The sequence below is a fragment of the Runella sp. R0.1_18 genome, assembly GCF_057652155.1.
On the sequence record NZ_JBYFCK010000009.1, the window covers coordinates 180,579 to 202,772 of the forward strand.

A 22,194-nucleotide genomic window follows, 5' to 3' on the forward strand; every position below is an offset into this window, starting at 1 on the left:
AAATGAAGTTGTTATCCTATGCAAATCACGGTCACCGTCCCCGCAAAAAAAGCAGAAGAGTTTTTGGCGCTCATCAAAGAACTTGGTTATAAGTCTAAGTTGGAAACGCCTAAAAAATCGAAACCTAAAGAACCACGATTGTAGGGAGGCTAGAACCAGTAGCCGATACTATGATTGACGAATGGATTGAGAATTTGCCCGAGTGACCTATTGTTAGAATAGATGAAAAGCGGGAAACGCAGCATAGAAAGGATACACTTCTCCCATCAAAGAAAGAAGCCCTAGGCTCGGGGTGGACAAATGAGTGCCTTGAATGACAAAAAGGCGTAGGAATTGAGCCAATGAAAGTTGGCAGAAGTTAAGAAGGTAACGAAAGTTTGGGCATCAAACGATACGGAAGCCGAAGGTAACACAAAAAAGCTGGCTACACTGTTGAAATCAAAACTTGGAAGATGATGCTCTTTTTGTTTGGTATGCTCCGAATCAGCGGAATAGTGCATCCACAAAAAATCAAAAAAACTTAATGACGCAGGGCACTCCGCCTTGTGCTCCTCAAAATGTTCCCACACGTCAGGTGAATGCAACAACTCGGTCGCCGTCCGAGGAAGGAGACTTTGTGCAAACACAATTATGGCCAGTAAAAAAGTAAGCGTGGCTTTCATTGACGATGGAAAAAATAGAAAAACAAATGTATAGTCTTGGTTAAAACAATGTATTGATTGGAGGAATAATCTTTAAAATTTAGAATTAGTATAGATATTATTTGTTGTAATGTATTGATAAGCAGGTGGTTGTTGGGTGTTGTGTGTAGTTTCTTTGGAAAACCTGATTGGAATCATTTGATATTGTTGGCTTGAAAATGTTATTTTGTGCAGTTCTATTTAAACTCAATCTAAATAAATTGTGTTATATGACTCAAAACCCTTTTGAGAAAATAGACTGAAACACCCGTCCAATATGAAAACCATCGCTGACCTTCAAGTGGGAGAAAGAGCCTTTGTAAAAGAGTTTCGCCAAGAAGATTTATCATTAAAACTACTCGAAATGGGTTTTTTGCCTGGTATAGAAGTTATGCTCGACTTTGTGGCTCCTTTGGGTGACCCAATCGGTGTACAGGTAAACGGCTATTGTTTGGCGATGCGTAAAGAAGAAGCGGCTACGGTTATTGTTGAAGAAAGCATTTAATATCCTTTGAAAAAGAATCCCATCATCGCCATCGTCGGCAATCCGAATATCGGTAAGTCATCGTTGTTTAATCAACTGACTGGATTGCGTCAAAAAGTTGGAAATTTTCCGAGTGTTACGGTAGAAAAAAAATCAGGCCCTTGGATGCTCAATGACGCTACTGAAGCAGTCGTTGTTGACTTGCCTGGGCTGTATAGTCTATATCCAAAAGCGCTGGACGAGCGCGTAGTCATTGATATTTTGGCTAACCCCAACCACGAGGATTATCCTGATGTGGTGGTAGTGGTAGCAGATGCTTCCAATCTCAAGCGTAACTTATTGCTATTTACGCAAGTAGCAGACTTAGGTTTGCCCGTAGTTTTGGCTTTGAACATGCTTGACGTAGCGCGGGATAAAAATTTGCAAGTCAATGCCGTAAAATTAGCGATGAAATTGGGCGTGCCTGTCGTTCGCATCAATGCGCGGGTAGGGGAAGGCTTAGACCAACTCAAACAGGCAGTTGTGCAACAGCTAGAAAGCCCCAAAATTTCGGTTGAGAAATATTATTTTAATCCTGCGGACCAATTCCCTGAATTGATCGACGAAGTAAAACGTACGAACGATATTTCCAATAATTATTTGGCATTGCACCACGTTCAGCAACACGATATTTTTTCGTTTGTACCCCACGAAAAGCGGGTAGCTTTCGATAAGATGATTGAAAAACACGGTTTCAAAGAAAGTGGTTTTCAAGCGGCTGAAACCATGCACCGATATGCGGTCATCGACGGTCTCGTCAAAGAATCGGTAAAAACGGTGGCAGAGTTTTTGGTGAAGCCGTTGTGGACAAGGCGTTTAGATAAAGTTTTGCTTCACCCTTTTTGGGGATATGCGGTTTTCTTAGTGGTACTGTTGGTTATATTTCAAGCCGTATTTACGTTTGCCAGCTACCCCATGGACTTGATTGATGCGGGCATGGCGTCGTTGAATGATTGGTTAAAACAACAACTTCCAGAAGGAGCATTGACCGATTTATTGACCGATGGACTGGTGGCGGGTATTGGCGGGGTTGTGATTTTTATTCCTCAAATCGCCTTCTTATTTTTCTTGGTTTCGTTGCTTGAAGAATCGGGCTACATGGCGCGGGTGATGGTCATCATGGACAAACTTATGCGGAAATTTGGCTTAAATGGTCGGAGTGTGGTGCCGCTTATCTCAGGAGTAGCTTGTGCTGTTCCAGCCATTATGGCTGCCAGAAGCATCGGAAATAGAAAAGAACGTTTGTTGACCATATTGGTCACTCCACTGATGAGTTGTTCTGCTCGTTTGCCGATTTATACGGTGCTTATTGCGTTGGTTGTGCCTTCTACGGCAGTACTTGGCTTTTTTACGCTCCAAGGGTTAACACTCATGGGGTTGTATTTATTGGGGCTGATCAGTGCCTTGGTATCAGCTTGGGCAATCAAGGGGAGGGTTGAAAGTGCCGAAACGGGCTATTTTGTCATGGAGATGCCCACGTACCAAATTCCGCGCTGGTACCATGTAGGTATTGCGGTTTGGGACAGTGTCAAGTCATTTGTAACCCAAGCGGGTAAAATCATCGTAGCTATCTCCATCATTCTTTGGGTGCTGGCTACTTATGGCCCTGGCGATGCCATTTCAAAAGCCGAAGAAACTATTCAAAAAGAGCAACCAACATTGAAAGGTGCTGAAATGGATAATGCCGTTGCAGCTTACAAATTGGAACACTCATACGCAGGCCATTTTGGTAAATTTATCGAACCTGCCATTGCGCCTTTGGGATACGATTGGAAAATAGGCATTGCATTATTAGCCTCCTTTGCAGCCCGTGAAGTGTTTGTGGGCACGATGAGTACTATTTATAGCATCGGAAGCGAAGCCGATGAAGACAACGGCACAATCAAAGCCCGAATGCGTGCTGAGGTAAATCCTAAAACGGGCGAAGCCATGTACACACCTGCGCTGGCGTTTTCGTTGTTGGTGTTTTACGTATTTGCGATGATGTGCATGAGTACCATTGCGACGGTAAAGCGCGAAACCCACGGCTGGAAATGGCCCCTCATTCAATTGGCATACATGACGGTTTTGGCGTACGGGTTGGCGTTTTTGACTTACCAAGTACTACGCTAATTTTTCACACAGAGAAGCACAGATTTTAAGACACAGAAAAATCCAGACGTCCTCTGTGTTGTTCTGTGGGCTGTTTTATCTGTGGCTTTCTGTGAGAGCAAATGTAGTTCAGAAATACATCTGCTGTGCAATTCGGTACGTATTGCAATGCGCTTCCACAATATCGGCCAAGCGCGGTGAATAGCCACCTCCCATCGAAACTACGACAGGGATATTTCGTTGCTTACACTGAGAAAATACAAACTCATCACGTCGATAACAGCCCTCGCGGGTTACTTTCAATTTCCCCAATTTATCCGTCTCCAAAATATCAACTCCCGAAATGTAAAAAATAAAATCGGGCTGTTGTTGGTCGATGAGGAAAGGTAATGCCTCATAAAGCAAGCGCAGATATTCTTGTTCTTGTGTTCCCGTAGGCAGTTCGATGTCGAGGTCTGATTTTTCTTTGAACAACGGATAATTGTCTTTTCCGTGCATTGAAAAGGTGAAAACTTGAGGGTTGTTCTGAAAAATAACGGCTGTTCCATTGCCTTGGTGAACATCCAAATCAACCACCAAAATTTTATTAGCAAGTTGCTTCGTACGTAAATAATTGGCAGCGATGGCCACATCGTTCAACAAACAAAATCCTTCACCACGATCGGCATAGGCGTGGTGAGTGCCGCCTGCGACATTCATTGAGATGCCAAATTCTAAGGCAAAATGACAGCATTCAATCGTTCCTTGGGCAATGCGTGTTTCGCGCTCAATGAGTCGTTGATTCAGCGGGAAACCGATGCGTCGAATCATTTTGTCCGAAATTCTCAAATTTTTTAAATCTTCCCAGTAGGCATCATCGTGTACGCCCAAAATCCAGCGCTCGTCCAAGTGGCTAGGGGAGAAGAAGTTATCGAACGTGCAGGTGCCTTCATACAGGAGTTGTTCGGGGATAAGTTCGTATTTCGCCATTGGAAAACGATGTGGTTCTCCGTTAGGCCCTTTGGGAAGGGGATGACAATAAATTGGGTCGTGGGCAATTTTGAGCATAAAAAAGATGAAATGATTTGGGCCAACTTTTCGTTAGTAGGTTATAAAAAAACCGAGAATAAACCATGAAAGTTAAATTTCAAGCACTTATTTTAGGAGTAACGGTCGCCGTAATAGCCACGGCTTGTGCACCTGACCCCTTGAAAGATTTGACGGAAGAGGAAACCCAAGTTTTTATTACTAATTACGAACCTACGACCAATTTTGCTAATTACCAGACCTTTAGCTTGGCCGATACCGTATATGTAATTCAAAACCAGCAAACGGGTGTTTCGACTTCTACGCAAGATTATTCAGTACTGGATCGTATCACATCAACCATGACGCAGCGCGGATACAAGCGAGTAACGCGTGAAGCCAAACCAGATTTGGGCGTCAGTGTAGCTCGCATCAGAGAAACCCAAACGGGGCTTGTGGCCAACTATAACCCTTGGAATAGCTACTGGGGATATGCGGGTGGCGGAGGCTTTTATTATCCTCCAACCTACTCTTACTATCAAACTTCAGAAACCTATTGGTATTTGGAAATGGTGGATTTAAAAAATGCGACCAACGGTCTGCAACCCAAAGTAGTTTGGAATGCCCAGATTCGAGGAAATGGCATTTTTGACGCAGCGTCTTTGACGAATTTGATAGACAATGTGTTTAAGCAGTCGATGTATTTGAAAAAGTAGTAAAACAACAGCTTATGATGGTTGGCATGAAAATTAGAAAAGTAAAAACAATGAGCGCCATTGTACTCTTTTTTATGGGAGTATTTTTGGTGAATATAGCTGAGGCACAGCAAGTTATTGACCGACCTCAGTTGTTCAAAAGAGAATCTCCTTACTTGAGATATACCTCTTATCGTGTTTCTTTGACGGGAGGTTTGGGGGTTGCTACAGGTTCGTTAGGTGATTTTATGGCGGCCAATACGTTTCGTAACTATTCATTGGCCGTTGATTTTGTTTTCCCCAAAAACAATATGTCGGTGGGGTTTGCAATCGGTTCACAGTATTTTAAAAACCGTTTGCCTCGTCAGGTGTATGAATATGATAATGGCGCAATTTCGGCCGTGCAAACGCGTACAGTCACGGCTTATCCGATTACGTTGACTGGTAGCTATCACGTTGGGGATGTCAATGCGCGTGTTCGGCCTTATGTGCAGGCAGGATTGGGGGCGGCGTTTGCCGAAGTGGCCAATTACTACGGAATGTTGTCAACGGGCGACAATGGCTTTAAGTTTGTCGCACAGGGAGGCGCAGGAGTGCGCGTATTGCTGAGCAAAACAGGGAATGTGGGGCTTGAACTTGGCGCAACCTATCAGCACATCCCTTTTAAAATTGAAAGTGAAGGACTCAACGCTGCGTCGTCAATCAATGCACGGGTTGGGTTATTCTACCGTTGGTGGTAGGGTGATTTTTTTGGGTTTAGAGTTTTTTGTTTGGGGTTTACGGTTTCGGGTTTACCGTTTAGAGTTTTTTGTTTCGGGTTTACCGTTTTGGTTTTTGGTTTGAACCCTCAAACTGCAAACCCCCAACCTCAAACAGTAAACCCCAAACCCTCAACCCCAAACCCTTTTACTCTTCAATTGTAATTGTGTGCCCGATTTGCGCTAAAGGTTCAAATTGAGCCGTGGCTGAGCAGTATTTTTCCATTGATAATTTTACCGCACGTTCGATTTTGGCGCGGTCGAGGTTATTTCCTTTGAAGAAATAATGAATAGTAACCGAGCGGAAAGGTGAGCGTTCTGTGGTTTCTTCTTTCACGCGGTCGCCCTCTACGGTGATTCTGAAGTCGGTAACTTCTTGGCGTTGTTTTTTGAGAATAAGAACAACGTCAATCGCACTGCAACTCCCAACCCCCATCAACAACAACTCCATGGGACGTACTCCCGCGTTTTGGCCACCAATGGCTGGCGACGCATCGGTATGTACTTTTATATCTGACGAACCTGTGGCCTCAAAGTGAAACCCATCGTCAACGCGAACTAATTCTACTTTCATACGTAGCTTGGCTTGTGATTATAATGAAAATACAACTATTAAAAGCACTTGGTTCAAAAAGGCTTACTACATTGTTAGCTAAGTCATTTTATTTTTTACCCGCAGAGAGCCGCAGAATTACAAGCGCTGATTTTCGCTGACAAAGGGTTTTATATTGTCATTAATCAGCGTCATCTGCGATTTTCAATCGGCGTAACTCAGCGGGTAATAGTTAAAGAAACTTACCTAATCAGGAAATAACACCGTCCCCTCGTCGGTAATCATTTCTGCTTTAAGCATACTGTTAACGCTGTTTTTGGTCGTTTGAATAAAATTTGGTCACAAAGGTAGCCGTTACTCGGCAGTTGACCAACGGGCATTTTTGTAAAAAAAGTGGAAACAATTTGTTCGGGAAATAGTTTTCATTGCATGGCAAATCATGACGTAATTATTGTAGGTGCAGGCATGGCGGGGCTTACCTGTGCTACTTATTTAAATCGTTTCGGGATTTCATCTTTGGTATTGGAAGCGTCGGAGGCAGTGGGTGGCCGCGTTCGTACCGATAAAATTGAAGGTTTTTTACTGGACCGCGGATTTCAAATTCTTCTAACAGCTTACCCCGAGGCCCAAAAACTGCTTGATTACCAAGCCCTTGATTTGAAAAGCTTTCGTTCGGGGGCACTAATACGCCTCGATGGCGCTTTTTCGGTCATGAGCGACCCTTTTAAAGAACCTTCTCAATTGGTCAATACGCTGTTTTCCCCCGTAGGTTCGTTGGTGGACAAACTCAAGGTTTTACAGTTGTCGAATGAGGTTTCTAAGGAATCAACGGATGCCTTTTTTAACGATAAATCCACCGATACGCTGTCGTATTTGCGCGATTTGGGTTGGAGTGAAGGCATGATTAGAAACTTTTTTAAACCGTTTTTTGGGGGTGTTTTTCTGGAAAATGAGCTGGCCACGTCGAGTAATTTTTTTCGGTTTGTGTTCAAACAATTTTACAACGGTGAAGCCGTCATTCCCGCGCAAGGGATGCAGGAAATCCCGAATCAGTTGGCAGCCAAACTACCCGAGGGTGCGGTGCAACTTCAAACAAAAGTTGCTAAAATCGTTGGAAATAAGGTGACTTTGGCCGACGGTAAAACCCTCACCGCAAAGGCCGTGGTGGTAGCAACGGATGCCTTACAAGCAGACCGACTTTTAGGCCGAAACGTTCATCGGACTTTTAACAAAACCACCTGCACGTATTTTGCCGCTGACCGTTCTCCTTTGACGGAAAAAATGCTGGCCTTGAATCCCAATCGCCTTTCAACTGTTCACAATGTATGCGTGCCAAGCGACATTGCGCCTTCCTACGCCCCCGCAGGAAAAACATTAGTTTCGGTGAGTACGCAAGGATTAGAAGGGGTAGATGAACAAAAACTGACGACGCACATTGTCAAGGAGTTGACAGAATGGTTTGGGGCCGATGTCAAATCGTGGAAACACTTACGAACCTATCATTTGCCCGAATCGTTGTTGAGCTTTCCTGCAAATTCGTCATCAACTGAATTAAAAATAACGGATACATTGTACGAATGCGGCGATCACGTAGCGTACCCATCCCTCAATGCCGCCATGGCAACGGGAAGGGAAGTAGCGGAGATGATTGCGGGAATTTGATTCAATAAAATCAATTAAGGTAAACTAAGCTCGGTAAGGATTATTGCTATTTTAACCCCATGCCTTTAGGCTGGGGTCTGCGGTGGGGCTTTAGCCCTGACTATTATGGAATAGCTAGATTTTACTAAGTATAAACTCTTTTAAAGAGAAGGTTGACTCAGTATTCATATTTTTAAAATTAGTTTTGTTGGTAAGAACTTAGCCAATCCCCGCCAATTTTGGTTTGATTCACCAGCCGAACGCCCGTGGGGAGTAGGGGAGCAGCAGTGCCTTTTTGTATCGCATTTGCACTCTTAAAAATGTGTATTTCGTCAAAAATTCCTTCGTTTAGAAACGTTTGTAACACCAACGTTCCTCCCTCTACGATGACCGACTGGATTTTGCGTTGGTACAAATCAGCCAGCAAATGTTTGAGGAAATTTTCGTCAAAATCAATTTGTACAAAGGTAGTATTGCCTTGTTCTTCGTTCTTGAAAGCGTTGTAACAGAGGGTCTTTTGCGAATTATCAAATAAGCGTAATTCCTGCGGAAGCCGTAACGTACGGTCAATGACAATTCGAGTAGGGTGAGGACCTTCCCAAAGTCGAGTATTTAGTTGGGGGTTGTCGTGAAGCGCCGTGTTGGTTCCTACCAAAATGGCATCTTCTTGACTACGCCATTGATGACTCAACACCCGTGATTGCAAGCAACTGATAGAAAGGGGCTGTTTGTGCTCGTCGGCAATGAAACCATCGGCGGTTTCGGCCCATTTCAAAAGAATATAAGGGCGTTTTTGCTCAAAAAATGTAAAAAAACGGGCGTTTAGTCGTCGTCCTTCTTTGACCAAAATCCCATTTATCACTTCAATCCCTGCCTCTCTGAGTTTTTGAATTCCCTTTCCTGCCACCAACGGATTGGGGTCGTCGTTGCAAATAACGACTTGTTTGACTCGTTTTTCGACCAACAAATCCGCGCAAGGTGGTGTTTTGCCAAAATGTGAGCAAGGTTCTAGGGTAACATAAACGGTGCTTTCGGATAATAAATGTTCATTTCCCCGCGCAATCGCGTCATTTACGGCATTGACCTCTGCGTGCCAATCGCCGTAGCGACGGTGCCAGCCTTCTCCGATGATTGTATCATCGTGCACAATCACACAGCCCACTATGGGGTTGGGGCTTACGTTTCCTCGTCCAAGTTCGGCTAGTTCAAGCGCCCGAACCATGTATTTTTCATTCATTTTAGCATTTTTTGGTTCAATGTTTTATTGGTTATCGGGTTTTGAGAAACCCTTTTCACTTGGTTACAAATGTTTCGTCTCTACCGAGGCTACTTTGAGTTACGCTATAACTTTTACTCAACCACTTAAAACCTGAAATAAACGAGACAAAAAAACGGAGAACTCATTACTTTTGCACACTTTTCTGAAAAATAGATAAAAAGTAAATTTTAATCTGATACTGACGTGATAACAACCATTATAGGAATTGGACTTTTGGGAGGGTCGTATGCCCTTTCTTTGCGCGATAAATACCCCAAAATGCACTTTATTGGCGTTGATGCTTCTGAAGTTCACGGGCGATTGGCGGTAGCTAAAGGCATTGTGGACGAAATATTGCCGCTCGAATTGGCCGTACCTAAGTCGGATTTAGTGGTTTTGGCCGTTCCCGTAAACCACATTGTTACGCTAGTCCCGCAAGTGCTCGATTTAATCGGTGAGAAGGGAACAGTGATAGATTTGGGCTCGACGAAAGGATTGATTTGCGAAACGGCAGATACCCATCCAAAGCGTGACCGTTTTGTGGCGGCGCACCCGATGGCGGGAACGGAAAACTCAGGCCCGTCGGCGGCTTTTCGGGAGTTGTTGCCCGAAAAAAACGTGATTTTGTGCGATTGCGAAAAAAGTAGCCCCGAATGTGTGGCGTTGGCGGAGGCATTGTTCCGTGACATTGGCATGAAAATCCATTACATGACCCCCACCGAGCACGATTTGCATCTGGCCTATGTGTCTCATTTGAGCCATGTTACTTCCTTTGCTTTGGGCTATACGGTGCTTGAAAAGGAGCGAGACGAACAAAATATCTTTGATATGGCCAGTACGGGTTTTAGTTCAACGGTGCGTTTGGCCAAAAGTTCCCCCGCGATGTGGGCGCCTATTTTTGACCAAAATCGGGAAAATTTATCCCGCGCTTTGGGCGATTATATTGACTTTTTGCAGCAATACAAGCAGTTTATCGACGACCGCGACGTAAAATCGAGCTTTGATTTTATGCAACGAGCCAATGACATCCGCCGTATTTTGTCGGGAATTGAAAAACGGTAAACTATACTTCTTTAGCAACTGTTTGTCGTTGCAATCGGTAAATAAAGCCATAATCTCTCTTACATTTGTGCAGGATTATTCCAAGCTAAACCAAATAGACGAGTAACAAAATCTTTGACGATGCAAGCCTCAGATAAAATTCAGATTTTAGACACAAAAAACGAAGAAGCATTGCTCGGTGGCGGTGCCAAGCGCATTGAGCAGCAGCACAAAAAAGGAAAACTTCACGCCCGTGAGCGCGTAGAGTTGTTGCTCGATCCAGGTTCTTTTGAAGAAATTGGGAAGTTTGTCATGCACCGTTGCAAGGATTTTGGCCTCGACAAAGAATATTATTTGGGTGATGGCGTCATTACGGGTTATGGTACCATCGACGGGCGTTTGGTCTATGTTTTTGCGCAAGATTTTACGGTTTTTGGCGGTTCTTTGTCTGAAACCCACGCCGAAAAAATCTGTAAAATCATGGATTTGGCCATGAAAAATGGCGCTCCTATCATCGGTCTAAACGATTCGGGCGGTGCACGCATCCAAGAAGGCGTGTTGTCATTGGCAGGTTATGCCGATATTTTTTACAAGAATACCCTCGCTTCGGGAGTCATTCCTCAAATTTCGGCCATCATGGGGCCATGTGCGGGCGGTGCTGTCTATTCACCAGCCATCACCGACTTCATTATGATGGTAGAAAATACGTCGTATATGTTTGTAACGGGTCCCAACGTGGTAAAAACCGTTACCCACGAAGACGTGACTTCGGAAGAATTGGGTGGAGCGATGACGCACGCGTCTAAGTCGGGGGTGACGCATTTTGTGAGTGCCAACGAAGTGGAGTGCATCAGCGATATTCGCCGTTTGTTGAGCTATATGCCCCAAAATTGCGAGGAAGAAGCCCCAGCGTTAGCCTACGAAGGTGGAAATGAGAAGCGCGTTAAACTAAACTCAATTATCCCCGCAAATCCCAACCAACCGTACGATATGCGGGAGGTCATCAGTGAAATTGTGGATGAGGGAAGTTTTTGGGAAGTACATAAATATTTTGCAGAAAACATTGTCGTAGGGTTTGCTCGCTTGGGCGGTCGTAGCATAGGTATTGTTGCCAATCAACCAGCCGTTTTAGCAGGTGTACTCGATATTGACTCAAGTACCAAAGGCGCCCGCTTTGTACGTTTCTGCGATAGCTTTAATATTCCATTGCTTGTACTTGAAGATGTCCCAGGCTTCTTACCTGGCACCGACCAAGAATGGAATGCGATTATCACCAACGGTGCCAAATTGTTGTACGCATTTTGCGAAGCTACTGTTCCACGAGTGACAGTCATTACGCGTAAAGCCTACGGCGGAGCGTACGATGTAATGAACTCAAAGCACATCGGTGCCGACATGAACTACGCTTGGCCAAGCGCTGAAATCGCGGTAATGGGAGCAAGTGGGGCCGCCGAAATTATCTTCAAAAAAGAGATTGCGGAAGCAGAGGACCCTGCGGCTAAGTTGCAAGAAAAAGTCCAAGAATACACCGAAAAATTTGCGAACCCCTACCGTGCCGCTCACCGTGGCTACATCGACGAAGTGATTTACCCAGAGCAAACACGCGAAAAATTGTTGCGCGCCTTCAAAATGCTCGAAAACAAAGTGGCGACGCTTCCCAAGAAAAAACACGGGAATATTCCTTTATAATACCTCAACCTCCCGAAAGGTTTAACTCAACCTCCCGAAAGTTAAAAACTTTCGGGAGGTTAGATTACTCAAAAAACTGCGCGTGAAAGTTCATCATAAAAACCTCGTCCGTAGCGCGCGTTACGGCGGTGTAAAGCCAACGCACAAACTCACGGTTCAGCTGGTCTTCGGGCAAAAAACCTTGGTTCACAAAAACTGCCTTCCACTGCCCACCTTGTGATTTATGACAAGTCAGGGCATACGCAAATTTCACTTGTAACGCGTTCAGGTACACGTCTTGACGGATGGCTTCTGTTCGGGCTTTTTTCGTTTTAAGGTATTGGTAATCTTGCGAAACAGCATCGTACAGTCGCCGATTTTCTTCTTGACTCAGCGACGGGCTTGGGGAGTGAAGTGTATCTAAAAATATTTTTGCTTCAAACGGCGGTTGGTCTTCGTAATCAAGCAGTTGTAATTCGACAGTGGCAAAACGGAAACCGTGAACTTCTTCTTCGCGGCGTATGCGTTTTACTTCCACAAAATCACCATTGGCCAGAAAGCCTGCGGGGGAGTCTTCGCCCAAAACGGTGTAATTATTGCGTACAATCATCAGCAAATCGCCCGTATCTAACTCCTCTTCGGCACCGTTGATTTGCCGCCTTACAAACTGGTTGAGTTGCACGGCTTCGCGATTGGAGCGGGTAATCATCGTCACATTTTCGCGGCCATATTTGTCATAAGCATATCGCAAACCATCTTCTAGGCGGTCGCTGGGCATTTTATAGAAATCGCGTAAGCCTTTGGTTTTTAGCTGAATGGAAAGGGTTTCTTTGGACAATGAATCCCGCAAGCGGGTTGCATTATGGAGGATGCCAGAATCCTGCCCTTGGCGGGTTACCTCGGTCAGTTCTTGCTCATAGACGCTCATGTAATAGGCGGCTTCGAGCACCGACTTATCGAGGGCAGGGCTTATGTCTTTATTGACAGGAGGGAGCTGAGCCACATCCCCCACAATCAGCATTTTGTTGCCAATTCCTTCAAAAACGTATTCTACTAAGTCCGACAGCAACCCGCGCGAGCCAAACTCCGCTTCGTCCGAAATCATGGAAGCTTCATCGACGATAAACAGTGTATCGCGGTGTTTGTTGGATTGTAATTCAAAGTGTAAAGCGCCTGTATAAGCATCAGCCACCTGGCGATAAATTTTTTTGTGAATGGTCAACGCTTTTTTGCGAGAGTAGTTGGCCATTACTTTAGCGGCTCGGCCTGTAGGGGCAAGTAAAACTATTTTAAATCCAAATTTTGGGATGACTTTGATGAGCGTACTTATCAGGGTTGTTTTACCCGTACCCGCATACCCTTTCAGCAAAAAACAATCACGTAGGTTTTCATCTTCCAAAAATTCGGCTATTTTTAGGAAAAAATGTTCTTGTCCAGCAGTGGGCTCGTGCGGAAAACTCTTTTTGAGTAAGTCGGACGGCGAAGGAGGCGATGTTTCTTTCATGTATCCAAAACTACGGCAGGAATGCAAAATTCACAACCATTTAAAATTATTCCCAACTAAAAGTTGCCATTATAAAAGAAAAAAAACTATTTTGATGCCAATAACGCGTTTAAAATGGAAACGCCACCTTGAAAAACCCGTAGTTAATCTTTTATAAATCCTATAACTTAACCTTCCAAATGAACATTAAAAATGTACTTCGCGACAAGTCTCGCAATGCGATTTTCTCAGTGACCTCCGAAACAACAGTGTATGAAGCGCTTCAACAAATGGCTGAAAAAAACATTGGAGCGGTGTTGGTGATCGACGAGGGAAATCTCACAGGGATTTTTTCGGAACGGGATTATGCCCGTAAAGGAATTTTGCAAGGCCGCTCGTCCCAAAGCACCCTCATTAAGGACGTGATGACCTCAAAATTAATTACTGTGAGCTCCGAACAAAAGCTTGAAGAGGCCATGTTGATTATGTCAGAAAAGCATATTCGCCACTTGCCTGTGGTGGATGAAGGCGAGCTGATTGGAATTATTTCTATCAACGACGTTGTTTCGAGTATTATCAAGGACCAAAAAGCGCGCATCCAATCGCTCGAAAGCTACATTTCAGGTAGCCCATATTAATATATGCGTATCTTTGCAGCCTTGTAAGAAAACCATAACTGTTTTCAACCGTTGGAAAAGGCGAGAGAAGAAGTAGCACGACTTTATGGAAACCGACTTCGCATACGTGTTTGCGGGGTGTGTATCCAACATAATAAAATATTGATGTTGAGTCACCGTGGTATCGGAAATACCGATGTTTTTTGGTGTCCGCCTGGGGGAGGTGTCCAATTTGAGGAATCAACCTTAGAAGCCCTACAGCGTGAGTTTGTGGAAGAAACAGGCTTAGAGGTGGAAGTAGGGAATTTGTTGTTTGTCAACGAATTTATGCAACCACCTCTGCACGCGTTGGAATTGTTTTTTGAAGTGAAAGTGGTCGGTGGACAACAGCACCTTGGTAGTGACCCCGAAATGACCGATGCCAACCAAATCATTCAGGAAATGAAATGGATGAGCATCGAAGACATAAAAAAATATCCTGCGAACGAAGTTCATGCCATGTTTAAGTATTGCGACTCGCTGGAAGCTATTTATGACTTAAAAGGGTACCTTGGACATGTCCCTACCGAAATACACGACGAACGTAGCATAAGACAAATCGTATTTCAAAACTGATGATTGGTACGCAAGTGGCTATTACTCCATTGTTGGAGATTAAAGACCCTTCATTCAACCCCGATAAGTGCGCCGAGTACGAATTGATGCTGGAATTGGGAGTTGAACGTTTTCGGTTTTTTGTATTAGAAAGCAAAACCAAACACGTCTTGTGTTTGGAAGATTATTCTATTGGCGGACTTCCCATGGAAAATAAATGGGTTGTTTGGCTGAAACAACTGTACGATGAGCACCCATTTTTGAACAGTAACCTATGGAAGAATGTATCGGTCTGTTTCAACACACCTTCTTTTACCCTGATTCCCGACGTCTTTTTTAGAAAAGAATATGCCAATAGCTACTTGGGATTGGTCCAAGGAGAGGTGCCTGAAGGAGAGCATTTGTTGCACCACGAGGTTCGTAAACTTGGTGCGCGCAATGTATTTATGGTTGAAAAAGAAATATGGGAATGGTTTCTGACAACTTATACGCAACACGTGCCTCATTTTATTCACCAAACGAGTGCGCTTATTGAAGGAACGCTCAGCTTGGCGTCGGTGGAAAAAGCACGGACTTTGCTGACCTGTTATTTTGAGGATGACTTCGTGACGTTAACAGTTGCAAAAGCGGATAAGCTGCTGTTTTGTAATAAGTTTGGTTACAAATCGGCCAACGATATGGGCTATTTTGTGATGTTTGTACTCGATTCTCTTGGCCTTGCGCAAGAAAATGTGCTTTGTAACATCTACGGCGAAACAACCCCGTACTCAGAAGATTATCAATTGCTCCAGAAGTTTTTGCCTTATCTTCAATTAGGTAAAAATCCGACGGGTTTTTTGTTGAAAGAAGTTTTTGAAGACCTGCCCGAACACCGTTACTTTAGCCTTTACAACGTTTATTTTGCAACCCAACCTCCCAAAAAATGACAGATCGCATCGCTCTTTTTCCTGGTTCATTTGACCCATTTACCAAAGGCCATGAAGACATTGTCTTGCGGGGGCTTAATCTGTTTGATAAAATCATTGTTGGCATAGGACATAACTCTAATAAAAAGAGGTATTTCTCCCTAGAGGCAATGCAAGGGCTGATTGAAAAAACCTTTGAAGCTTTTCCGCAGGTAAGTGTCGTTACTTATGATGATTTGACAGCCAATATGGCACGCTCACTTGGAGCTCGATTTTTGGTAAGAGGTTTGCGAAATACCACCGATTTTGAATACGAAAACAGCATTTCACAAGTAAACCGCCACGTTTACCCCGACGTAGAAACGGTATTTTTGATTACGTCGCCCCATTTAGCTCCCATCAGTTCGACGATTATTCGTGAACTGCACAAGTACGGGCATAACGTCGATCAGTATCTGCCTTATCAACTGTCAGAAGTTACCATTTAGGCACGTTACGATGGGGATTTTTAGGCGCTTCGGGGTCATAACTGACAAAAATATTAATCCATAACAATCGACCCCAACGAAAAAAAAGTGGTTGTGAAATGATAATTATGGGGATTAATACGCCCAAAACGTAAAAAATGTTCATTTCCCACATTACTACACACGTAACGAACACTGTGGCAATCAGTGCGGTATAAAGCGCGTAGCTACCATACATCCCTCCAAAATAAAAGCCAGGCTCCCGCTCGAATGGCTCATTACAGACTTCGCAGTGGTCGTTCATTTTGTCGAAGTCTTTAAAATTGAACGGATTATCGTTTTTGAAAAAAGCACCCTTGTGGCAATGCGGGCATTTGTTGCCAAAAATACTGTATAGTTTGGTTCCTTTTAACATGAGTGGCATCGGTAGTTACTGCCCAAAAGTACGCCTTTTTTTACTACATCTTACAGCAAACTGCCGTTGAGCAGCCCTTTTTCAAGCGCGACCCCAAATGCCTTCGATCTCAGGGCGTCGGACGCTTGTCCCCAATCACGCAGATTGTGCGCGTTACTGCCCATAAAGTCCACGAGACCTTCATTGATGAGCCGTTCGGCTAGAAGACGAGTGGCGGGATGGTTCGATTGCCACGCCCCAAGATTTACCTGAAAAAGAACACCACTTCGATGTAGCCGAAGCACTTGGTTAAAATCTTGTTGCAGATAGTAATAACGCTCGGGATGGGCTAAAACGGGCGTCAGTTGTTGTTTTTGTATGAGTGAAATGGCATCATTCAAGAACGACGGAAGTCCCACAATGCCTGTTTCAAAGAGTAAGTAGTTGTTGGCAATCGTTAAAAGTGGTTGTTGGGTGTCAAGAAGTGATAAAAAAGAAACATCAAGGTAATATTCTGCCGCTACTTCGAGTTCAATGGGGATACATCGGCGAATGAGGGCGTGGTTGAGTACTTTTTTGGAAATTTGAATATCTTCAAAACTATTTGGGTAATAGTCGCCCATGATGTGCGGAGTGGCAATGACTTTACGAATACCTTTGGAAGCCATTTCATGCAACAAAGCAAGCGCGTCTTCGAGGGTTTCGGGGCCATTATCTAACTTGGGCAGTACGTGCGCGTGCATATCTACCGTAAATGCAGAAGAACGTGGGATGGTGTCGGGCGTTCGGTTGCGCTTTAAAAATGAGAATGGCATAAACGAATCAAATCATGGAGAACCTATTGTACTGTTTAGGTATATCATTTCCATGAATTGTGCCAAACTTACCCCTAAAAAAAAATAAATTCTTTTGCCTTTTAAAACATAAATACGTGGTTTTTTAACTCTTTTGGTACATCAAAAAAAGGCAAAGTGAAAAGTGTGGTATGTAAATTGCTAAAAGGAAATTTGGTCAAACTGGGGCAACTCAAGGTCTTTTGAGGAGACAATAGGGTTAGTTACTTGCCAGTCGATATTGAGCGTAGGGTCATTCCACAGAATACCTCCTTCGGCAGCTTTATTATATAGATTGGTACATTTATAAATAAATATAGAATCCTCTAAGGCGACAAATCCATGGGCAAAACCTTCGGGTACATAAAATAGGTTTCCGCGGTTAGCATCAAGCTCTACGGCCTCATATTGACCAAAAGTGGGAGAGTTGGGGCGGATATCAACGGCAAAATCTAGCACACGACCCATGACAACCCGAACCAATTTGCCTTGCGCGTGCGGCTCCCGTTGAAAATGCAAACCACGTACTACCCCTTTTTTGGAAAAAGACTGGTTATCTTGCACAAAATGAGTGGGCAAGCCGTGGGCCTCGAATGCTTGCTTATTGTAAGTCTCAAAAAAATACCCTCTTTCATCTTTATAAACCGTTGGTATAATTTCTAGCAATCCTTCGAGCGATTTTTTGATAACTTGCATAGGTGAGTTAAGATTGAAAACTGCGACAAAATTAGATAAATTGAACGAATGACGAAAAAAAGAATATATTGGATTTGCCAAGTTGGAGGATGGACGGCGCTAATTCTTTATGAATTAGCGATTTATACCCTAGAAGGAAAAGTTACAATGGGGGACTTTTTTTTCGCTCTGGCTAATATTTTAGTCTGTATTTTACTTACCCACTTTTACCGCCTAATCGTGCGGGAGCAAAATTGGGTGAGCTTGCCCGTGTATCAAATCGCCCTTAGGGTTGTCATTTCTGGACTAAGTTTAGGGCTTTTAATGACCCTGATGAATTACCCAATTGATTTAAAAGTTTTGAAGGATACCTTTAAAAGCCAACCTTATATCTTTTTTGCCGATTGGCTTTCGTGGAGCAAAAGTATGTTTATGTGGGTGCTGAGCTACACGGTTTACCATTACGTAGAGCACAAACTAGATGCCGAAATCGAGCGTATTTTACTCAAAACTTCCATCAAAGAGTCGGAGGCAAAAGTACTTCGCTCTCAGCTGAATCCACACTTTGTTTTTAATGCCCTTAATTCGATTCGGGCGTTGGTGTCGGAAGACCCTTCCAAGGCGCAGCAAGGTGTTACGCAGCTTTCCAATATCCTTCGCAATTCGTTGTTGGCCGACCGCCGTAAAACAGTGGAGTTACGGGAAGAACTCAAAACAGTAGAAGACTATTTAAGCCTTGAAAAAGTTCGTTACGAAGAACGTTTGAAAGCCGACTTCCACATTGACCCCAAAACGGTTTACTTACAAGTGCCACCCATGATGCTGCAAACCTTGGTCGAAAATGCCATCAAACATGGGGTGCAAAAAGCGGTCAGTGGAGGTTTTGTGCAAGTGACAACGTTTTTGGAAGGAGACTACGTACATATCCACATCCGAAATACGGGCGTTTTGGCCAAAAAAGACAGCATTGACAAACAAAAAGAAGCCAGCGGTTTTGGCCTTGAAAATACCGAACGTCGCTTACATTTGTTGTACGGAGAAGATGCCAAGTTCCGAATCTTTCAAGAATCGGAAGAGGTAGTTCGGGCTGAAATCATCGTTCCTACCCAAACTGAGGGCGTTTTTAAGAGTGGCTCCAGCCTTACTTTTTCAAAATTGACATCCCAAACTTCGTAAGAGAGTCTATTAATATATAACCAATAACCGTGGCTTGCCCACTAAAATACCACGAATGAAAGCCCTTATTATTGATGATGAACGGTTGGCGCGGAACGAATTGCGTCGTTTACTTGAAAACTTTCCTAAAATTGAAATAGTGGGAGAAGCTGCCAACGCCGACGAAGCCAAAAAACTCGTTGAAGATCTTCGCCCCGACTTGCTTTTTTTGGATATTCAAATGCCTGGCAAAAATGGATTTGAACTGTTGGAATCGCTCGAAGATGATACCATCCCCGAAGTGATTTTTACAACTGCCTACGATGAATATGCGCTCAAAGCCTTTGAATACAATGCCTTGGACTACATCCTCAAGCCAATTGATTTGGCACGTTTGAGTGAGGCTGTTCACCGCGTTTTTGAAGAATTTGACCGTAAGCACGAAGGAGAGTCGGTGTCTGAGCGTAAAATTCTGGGGGAAAACGACCAAGTATTTATCAAAGACGGCGAAAAATGTTGGTTTGTAAAGTTAGGAAAGGTGCGCCTTTTCGAGTCAATGGGCAACTATGTGCGTTTACATTTTGATGACCAAAAACCGTTGGTTCTCAAGTCGTTAAATGCCTTGGAAGAGCGGCTTGACCCCGTGTGTTTCTTCCGCGCGAATCGCAAGCACATCATCAATTTGCAGTGGATTGATAAAATTGAGCCGTGGTTTTCGGGAGGGCTTTTGGTGACGTTGAGAGGAAGCGGGGAGAAAATAGAAATTTCGCGCCGCCAAGCCATCCGATTCAAAGATATGCTGAGTTTGTAAAAAATAATACAAAATTTCAAAGAGGCTGTCCAAAAAGTCTGGTATCACCAAATTATCTTCGGCGTCTGTTCAACCTCACGGCAGCGGCCGACCGTCCCCTAAATCCCCCTCACTGTACGCCGTCGCGGCCTTTCTGGAGATGGGGACTTTAAAAGCCCTTCTCCTGGAAGGAGAAGGGTTGGGATGAGGTTGAAACCAAAGAATATTTTGTGACCTGTTACTTTTTGGACAGCCTCTTTTTGGTCTTACTTGTTACGTTCAATCGTAAACTGCACCAAGCCTTCTAAGGAATTACGATAAGCTGATTCGGGGAAAGAATGCAAGATAACCTTAGCCTCGTCCACCAAGCGCTGCATGGCTTGCGTAGCGTACTGGATGCCACCCGATTCGCGAACAAATTTGATGACTTCCGCAACTTTTTGCGGCTTGTCGCTGTGGTTTTTAATGAGATTGATGATGTGGCGTTTGGTACTCCAAGAAGACTGACTCAGCGCATGAATGAGCGGAAGCGTCATTTTTTTCTCTTTAATATCAATACCGAGCGGTTTACCAACTTCCGCATCGCCAAAGTCAAAGAGGTCGTCTTTGATTTGGAAAGCAAGCCCTACTTTTTCGCCAAACTCCCTCATTTTTTCTACTAAATCTTCGGTCGCACCTGCCGACTGGGCACCTACGGCGCAGCAAGAAGCGATGAGAGACGCCGTTTTTTGCCGAATGATTTGAAAATACACTTCCTCCGTAATGTCTAACCGACGTGCTTTGGCCAATTGGAGCAATTCACCCTCACTCATTTCACGAACGGCATTTGATACGAGCTGTAGGAGTGTAAAGTCTTTATTATCAACGGATAAAAGCAGTCCTCGTGAGAGTAAGTAGTCGCCTACTAATACCGCAATTTTGTTTTTCCAAAGGGCATTAACCGAGAAAAAACCACGACGGTAGTTGGAGTCATCCACCACATCGTCGTGAACAAGGGTAGCAGTATGGAGCAATTCGATAAGCGCAGCACCACGGTAAGTAGCTTCTGTAATTGTACCACTTACGCCCGCCGTTAAAAAAACAAACATGGGCCTGAGTTGTTTGCCTTTACGACGGACAATGTAATTCATGATTTGGTCGAGGAGCATCACCTCGCTTTTCATAAACTGCCGAAATTTGCTTTCAAAAGCATCCATTTCGGAGGCAATTGGCGCCTGAATATCTTTTATTGAGAGGGACATATTATCAGTGGGCTATTCAGTAAACAATGAATGTGGGGAAAATAGTTTAGCTGAAAGGGCCTGCAACTTTAACCTTTTTTTGATTTGTTGTCTAACAAACGCCAAATTTGGGACAAAATCTATTAACATTACACCAAAGTGGCATAATTTGTTTGGAATTTGTGAAGAAAATAAAAAAATCAGGCAAAAGTTAGATGTATGAGAGCATTAGTATTGGGCGGTGGTTCGCTTAAAGGGGCATTTCAAGCGGGAGTTATTCAAGCTATTTTAGAGGAAGGTTTTGAACCCGACATGATTTACGGAGTATCGGTTGGAAGCTTGAATGCAAGTTATTTGGTGAACGAAGCGGGGCGTCAGACAATTGAACACAAAAAAATTGATTGGCCGCGTTTGAGCCGCCTCCTCATTGAATTTTGGATCAAAAATATTACAGGTCCCGAAGCCATTGCAAAACCGCGCTCACGTCTTACATTAGGTTTTGATACGCTTATGAGCCGTTTTGATGGCCTTTTGGACAATACGCCCCTAAAAAATTTGCTACGTACAAACGTGGATGAATTTATTTTACGAACAAGCCCCATTAAGCTCAAAGTAGGTGCGGTGGACGTTATCAGTGGCAAAATGGTGTATGCCACTCCCCAAGAGGCCGATTTTTTGGATTATGTACTTGCGAGTAGCTCATTGCCGACGATTATGCCACCTGTCTTAATCAAAGGTCAACGAAAAATAGCCCTATTGGATGGAGGGTTGAGGGTGGTCGCGCCTTTGAAAGCAGCCTTGGAAGACGGCGCGACCGAAGTGGTGTGCGTGGCTTGCCACTCCGAGCATATTTACGGCGAAACGGTCAATTACCGAAATGTGCTGCAATTGATGGAGCGAGTAAAGGACATCAACGTCAACCAAATTGTAAACAGCGACATCGCTTGGGCGCAAAGCTATGTCGAAAAAGAAAACTTAAAAGGGCGACCGTTGAAGCTAAAGGTCATTCGTCCACACGAGCCTTTGCATTTGGACATGCTCAAATTTCAGTCGGAAGACATTGTGCGGCTGATTGTGCAGGGGTATAAAACAGGGGTAGAATATATTCAATCAGAAGACAACAAGTATTTTTTTTCAAAGTAAGTAGT

The 22,194-nt window shown here is 43.9% G+C and carries 24 protein-coding genes; 15 read left to right on the top strand and 9 right to left on the bottom strand.

What is annotated here, in order from left to right; translation table 11 throughout:
- The first annotated feature begins 18 nt into the window (after positions 1-18).
- On the top strand, positions 19-144 hold the full coding sequence (locus AC23P2_RS17285) for a hypothetical protein (protein WP_487774355.1): 126 nt from the start codon (positions 19-21) through the stop codon (positions 142-144).
- Between the two features lie 137 nt (positions 145-281).
- Here AC23P2_RS17285 and AC23P2_RS17290 read toward each other — a convergent pair whose 3' ends face one another.
- A complete protein-coding gene (locus tag AC23P2_RS17290) occupies positions 282-662 on the bottom strand; it encodes a hypothetical protein (RefSeq protein WP_487774356.1) in 381 nt (126 codons plus the stop codon).
- Between the two features lie 295 nt (positions 663-957).
- Between AC23P2_RS17290 and AC23P2_RS17295 the strand changes: the two genes are divergently transcribed.
- Together AC23P2_RS17295 and feoB are read left to right on the top strand one after the other, a co-directional pair.
- On the top strand, positions 958-1,185 hold the full coding sequence (locus AC23P2_RS17295) for a FeoA family protein (protein ID WP_487774357.1): 228 nt from the start codon (positions 958-960) through the stop codon (positions 1,183-1,185).
- A gap of 6 nt (positions 1,186-1,191) precedes the next feature.
- Positions 1,192-3,315 (top strand): ferrous iron transport protein B, encoded by a 2,124-nt coding sequence (feoB, locus tag AC23P2_RS17300; RefSeq protein WP_487774358.1) that lies wholly within the window; start codon positions 1,192-1,194, stop codon positions 3,313-3,315.
- Positions 3,316-3,423: 108 nt separating this feature from the next.
- Here feoB and AC23P2_RS17305 read toward each other — a convergent pair whose 3' ends face one another.
- On the bottom strand, positions 3,424-4,341 hold the full coding sequence (locus AC23P2_RS17305) for a histone deacetylase family protein (protein ID WP_487774359.1): 918 nt from the start codon (positions 4,339-4,341) through the stop codon (positions 3,424-3,426).
- A 65-nt stretch (positions 4,342-4,406) separates the two neighbouring features.
- Here AC23P2_RS17305 and AC23P2_RS17310 point away from each other — a divergent pair, with 65 nt between their 5' ends.
- Both AC23P2_RS17310 and AC23P2_RS17315 read left to right on the top strand, forming a co-directional pair.
- The gene (locus AC23P2_RS17310; protein ID WP_487774360.1) at positions 4,407-5,015 is read left to right on the top strand and encodes a DUF4136 domain-containing protein; all 609 of its coding nucleotides are present in this window, start codon (positions 4,407-4,409) and stop codon (positions 5,013-5,015) included.
- Positions 5,016-5,065: 50 nt separating this feature from the next.
- Positions 5,066-5,734 (top strand): hypothetical protein, encoded by a 669-nt coding sequence (locus AC23P2_RS17315; RefSeq protein ID WP_487774361.1) that lies wholly within the window; start codon positions 5,066-5,068, stop codon positions 5,732-5,734.
- 166 nt (positions 5,735-5,900) lie between these two features.
- Here the strand turns inward: AC23P2_RS17315 and AC23P2_RS17320 are convergent, their stop codons facing one another.
- The gene (locus AC23P2_RS17320) at positions 5,901-6,326 is read right to left on the bottom strand and encodes an OsmC family protein (protein WP_028526173.1); all 426 of its coding nucleotides are present in this window, start codon (positions 6,324-6,326) and stop codon (positions 5,901-5,903) included.
- A 408-nt stretch (positions 6,327-6,734) separates the two neighbouring features.
- Between AC23P2_RS17320 and AC23P2_RS17325 the strand changes: the two genes are divergently transcribed.
- Positions 6,735-7,967, top strand: a complete 1,233-nt coding sequence (locus AC23P2_RS17325; protein ID WP_487774362.1) for an NAD(P)/FAD-dependent oxidoreductase — start codon at positions 6,735-6,737, stop codon at positions 7,965-7,967.
- Between the two features lie 178 nt (positions 7,968-8,145).
- Here AC23P2_RS17325 and ribD read toward each other — a convergent pair whose 3' ends face one another.
- Complete coding sequence (gene ribD, locus AC23P2_RS17330; RefSeq protein WP_487774363.1) at positions 8,146-9,183, bottom strand: bifunctional diaminohydroxyphosphoribosylaminopyrimidine deaminase/5-amino-6-(5-phosphoribosylamino)uracil reductase RibD; 1,038 nt, start codon at positions 9,181-9,183, stop codon at positions 8,146-8,148.
- A 225-nt stretch (positions 9,184-9,408) separates the two neighbouring features.
- On the opposite strand from ribD, the gene AC23P2_RS17335 reads away from it, so the two are divergent.
- Together AC23P2_RS17335 and AC23P2_RS17340 are read left to right on the top strand one after the other, a co-directional pair.
- Positions 9,409-10,266 (top strand): prephenate dehydrogenase, encoded by an 858-nt coding sequence (locus tag AC23P2_RS17335; protein WP_487774364.1) that lies wholly within the window; start codon positions 9,409-9,411, stop codon positions 10,264-10,266.
- 120 nt (positions 10,267-10,386) lie between these two features.
- Complete coding sequence (locus AC23P2_RS17340) at positions 10,387-11,934, top strand: acyl-CoA carboxylase subunit beta (protein ID WP_487774365.1); 1,548 nt, start codon at positions 10,387-10,389, stop codon at positions 11,932-11,934.
- 64 nt (positions 11,935-11,998) lie between these two features.
- On the opposite strand, the gene AC23P2_RS17345 is transcribed toward AC23P2_RS17340, so the two are convergent.
- On the bottom strand, positions 11,999-13,417 hold the full coding sequence (locus AC23P2_RS17345; RefSeq protein ID WP_487774366.1) for an ATP-dependent DNA helicase: 1,419 nt from the start codon (positions 13,415-13,417) through the stop codon (positions 11,999-12,001).
- 179 nt (positions 13,418-13,596) lie between these two features.
- On the opposite strand from AC23P2_RS17345, the gene AC23P2_RS17350 reads away from it, so the two are divergent.
- The 4 genes from AC23P2_RS17350 to coaD are packed head-to-tail and all read left to right on the top strand — an operon-like array spanning position 13,597 to position 16,000.
- Complete coding sequence (locus AC23P2_RS17350; protein ID WP_028526180.1) at positions 13,597-14,034, top strand: CBS domain-containing protein; 438 nt, start codon at positions 13,597-13,599, stop codon at positions 14,032-14,034.
- A gap of 51 nt (positions 14,035-14,085) precedes the next feature.
- Positions 14,086-14,628 (top strand): NUDIX domain-containing protein, encoded by a 543-nt coding sequence (locus AC23P2_RS17355; RefSeq protein WP_487774367.1) that lies wholly within the window; start codon positions 14,086-14,088, stop codon positions 14,626-14,628.
- Complete coding sequence (locus AC23P2_RS17360; RefSeq protein ID WP_487774368.1) at positions 14,628-15,533, top strand: DUF3822 family protein; 906 nt, start codon at positions 14,628-14,630, stop codon at positions 15,531-15,533. Before AC23P2_RS17355 ends, AC23P2_RS17360 begins: the two co-directional genes overlap by 1 nt.
- Complete coding sequence (coaD, locus tag AC23P2_RS17365; protein ID WP_472492604.1) at positions 15,530-16,000, top strand: pantetheine-phosphate adenylyltransferase; 471 nt, start codon at positions 15,530-15,532, stop codon at positions 15,998-16,000. Before AC23P2_RS17360 ends, coaD begins: the two co-directional genes overlap by 4 nt.
- Here coaD and AC23P2_RS17370 read toward each other — a convergent pair.
- The 3 genes from AC23P2_RS17370 to rfbC all read right to left on the bottom strand — a co-directional run bounded on the left by AC23P2_RS17370 (position 15,990) and on the right by rfbC (position 17,902).
- A complete protein-coding gene (locus AC23P2_RS17370; RefSeq protein ID WP_487774369.1) occupies positions 15,990-16,394 on the bottom strand; it encodes a DUF983 domain-containing protein in 405 nt (134 codons plus the stop codon). The genes coaD and AC23P2_RS17370 overlap by 11 nt on opposite strands.
- 50 nt (positions 16,395-16,444) lie before the next feature.
- Entirely contained in the window at positions 16,445-17,188 is a 744-nt protein-coding gene (locus AC23P2_RS17375; RefSeq protein WP_487774370.1) for a tyrosine-protein phosphatase, read from the bottom strand.
- Between the two features lie 180 nt (positions 17,189-17,368).
- Positions 17,369-17,902 carry a dTDP-4-dehydrorhamnose 3,5-epimerase gene (gene rfbC, locus AC23P2_RS17380; RefSeq protein ID WP_487774371.1) on the bottom strand — a complete coding sequence of 178 codons (534 nt, stop codon included), beginning with the start codon at positions 17,900-17,902 and terminating at the stop codon, positions 17,369-17,371.
- Between the two features lie 48 nt (positions 17,903-17,950).
- Here rfbC and AC23P2_RS17385 point away from each other — a divergent pair, with 48 nt between their 5' ends.
- A complete protein-coding gene (locus tag AC23P2_RS17385; RefSeq protein ID WP_487774372.1) occupies positions 17,951-19,057 on the top strand; it encodes a sensor histidine kinase in 1,107 nt (368 codons plus the stop codon).
- A gap of 55 nt (positions 19,058-19,112) precedes the next feature.
- Positions 19,113-19,847 (top strand): LytR/AlgR family response regulator transcription factor, encoded by a 735-nt coding sequence (locus AC23P2_RS17390; RefSeq protein WP_028526187.1) that lies wholly within the window; start codon positions 19,113-19,115, stop codon positions 19,845-19,847.
- Between the two features lie 245 nt (positions 19,848-20,092).
- Here the strand turns inward: AC23P2_RS17390 and AC23P2_RS17395 are convergent, their stop codons facing one another.
- The gene (locus AC23P2_RS17395) at positions 20,093-21,067 is read right to left on the bottom strand and encodes a polyprenyl synthetase family protein (RefSeq protein WP_028526188.1); all 975 of its coding nucleotides are present in this window, start codon (positions 21,065-21,067) and stop codon (positions 20,093-20,095) included.
- A gap of 198 nt (positions 21,068-21,265) precedes the next feature.
- Between AC23P2_RS17395 and AC23P2_RS17400 the strand changes: the two genes are divergently transcribed.
- Entirely contained in the window at positions 21,266-22,189 is a 924-nt protein-coding gene (locus AC23P2_RS17400; protein WP_487774373.1) for a patatin-like phospholipase family protein, read from the top strand.
- Positions 22,190-22,194: the final 5 nt, after the last annotated feature.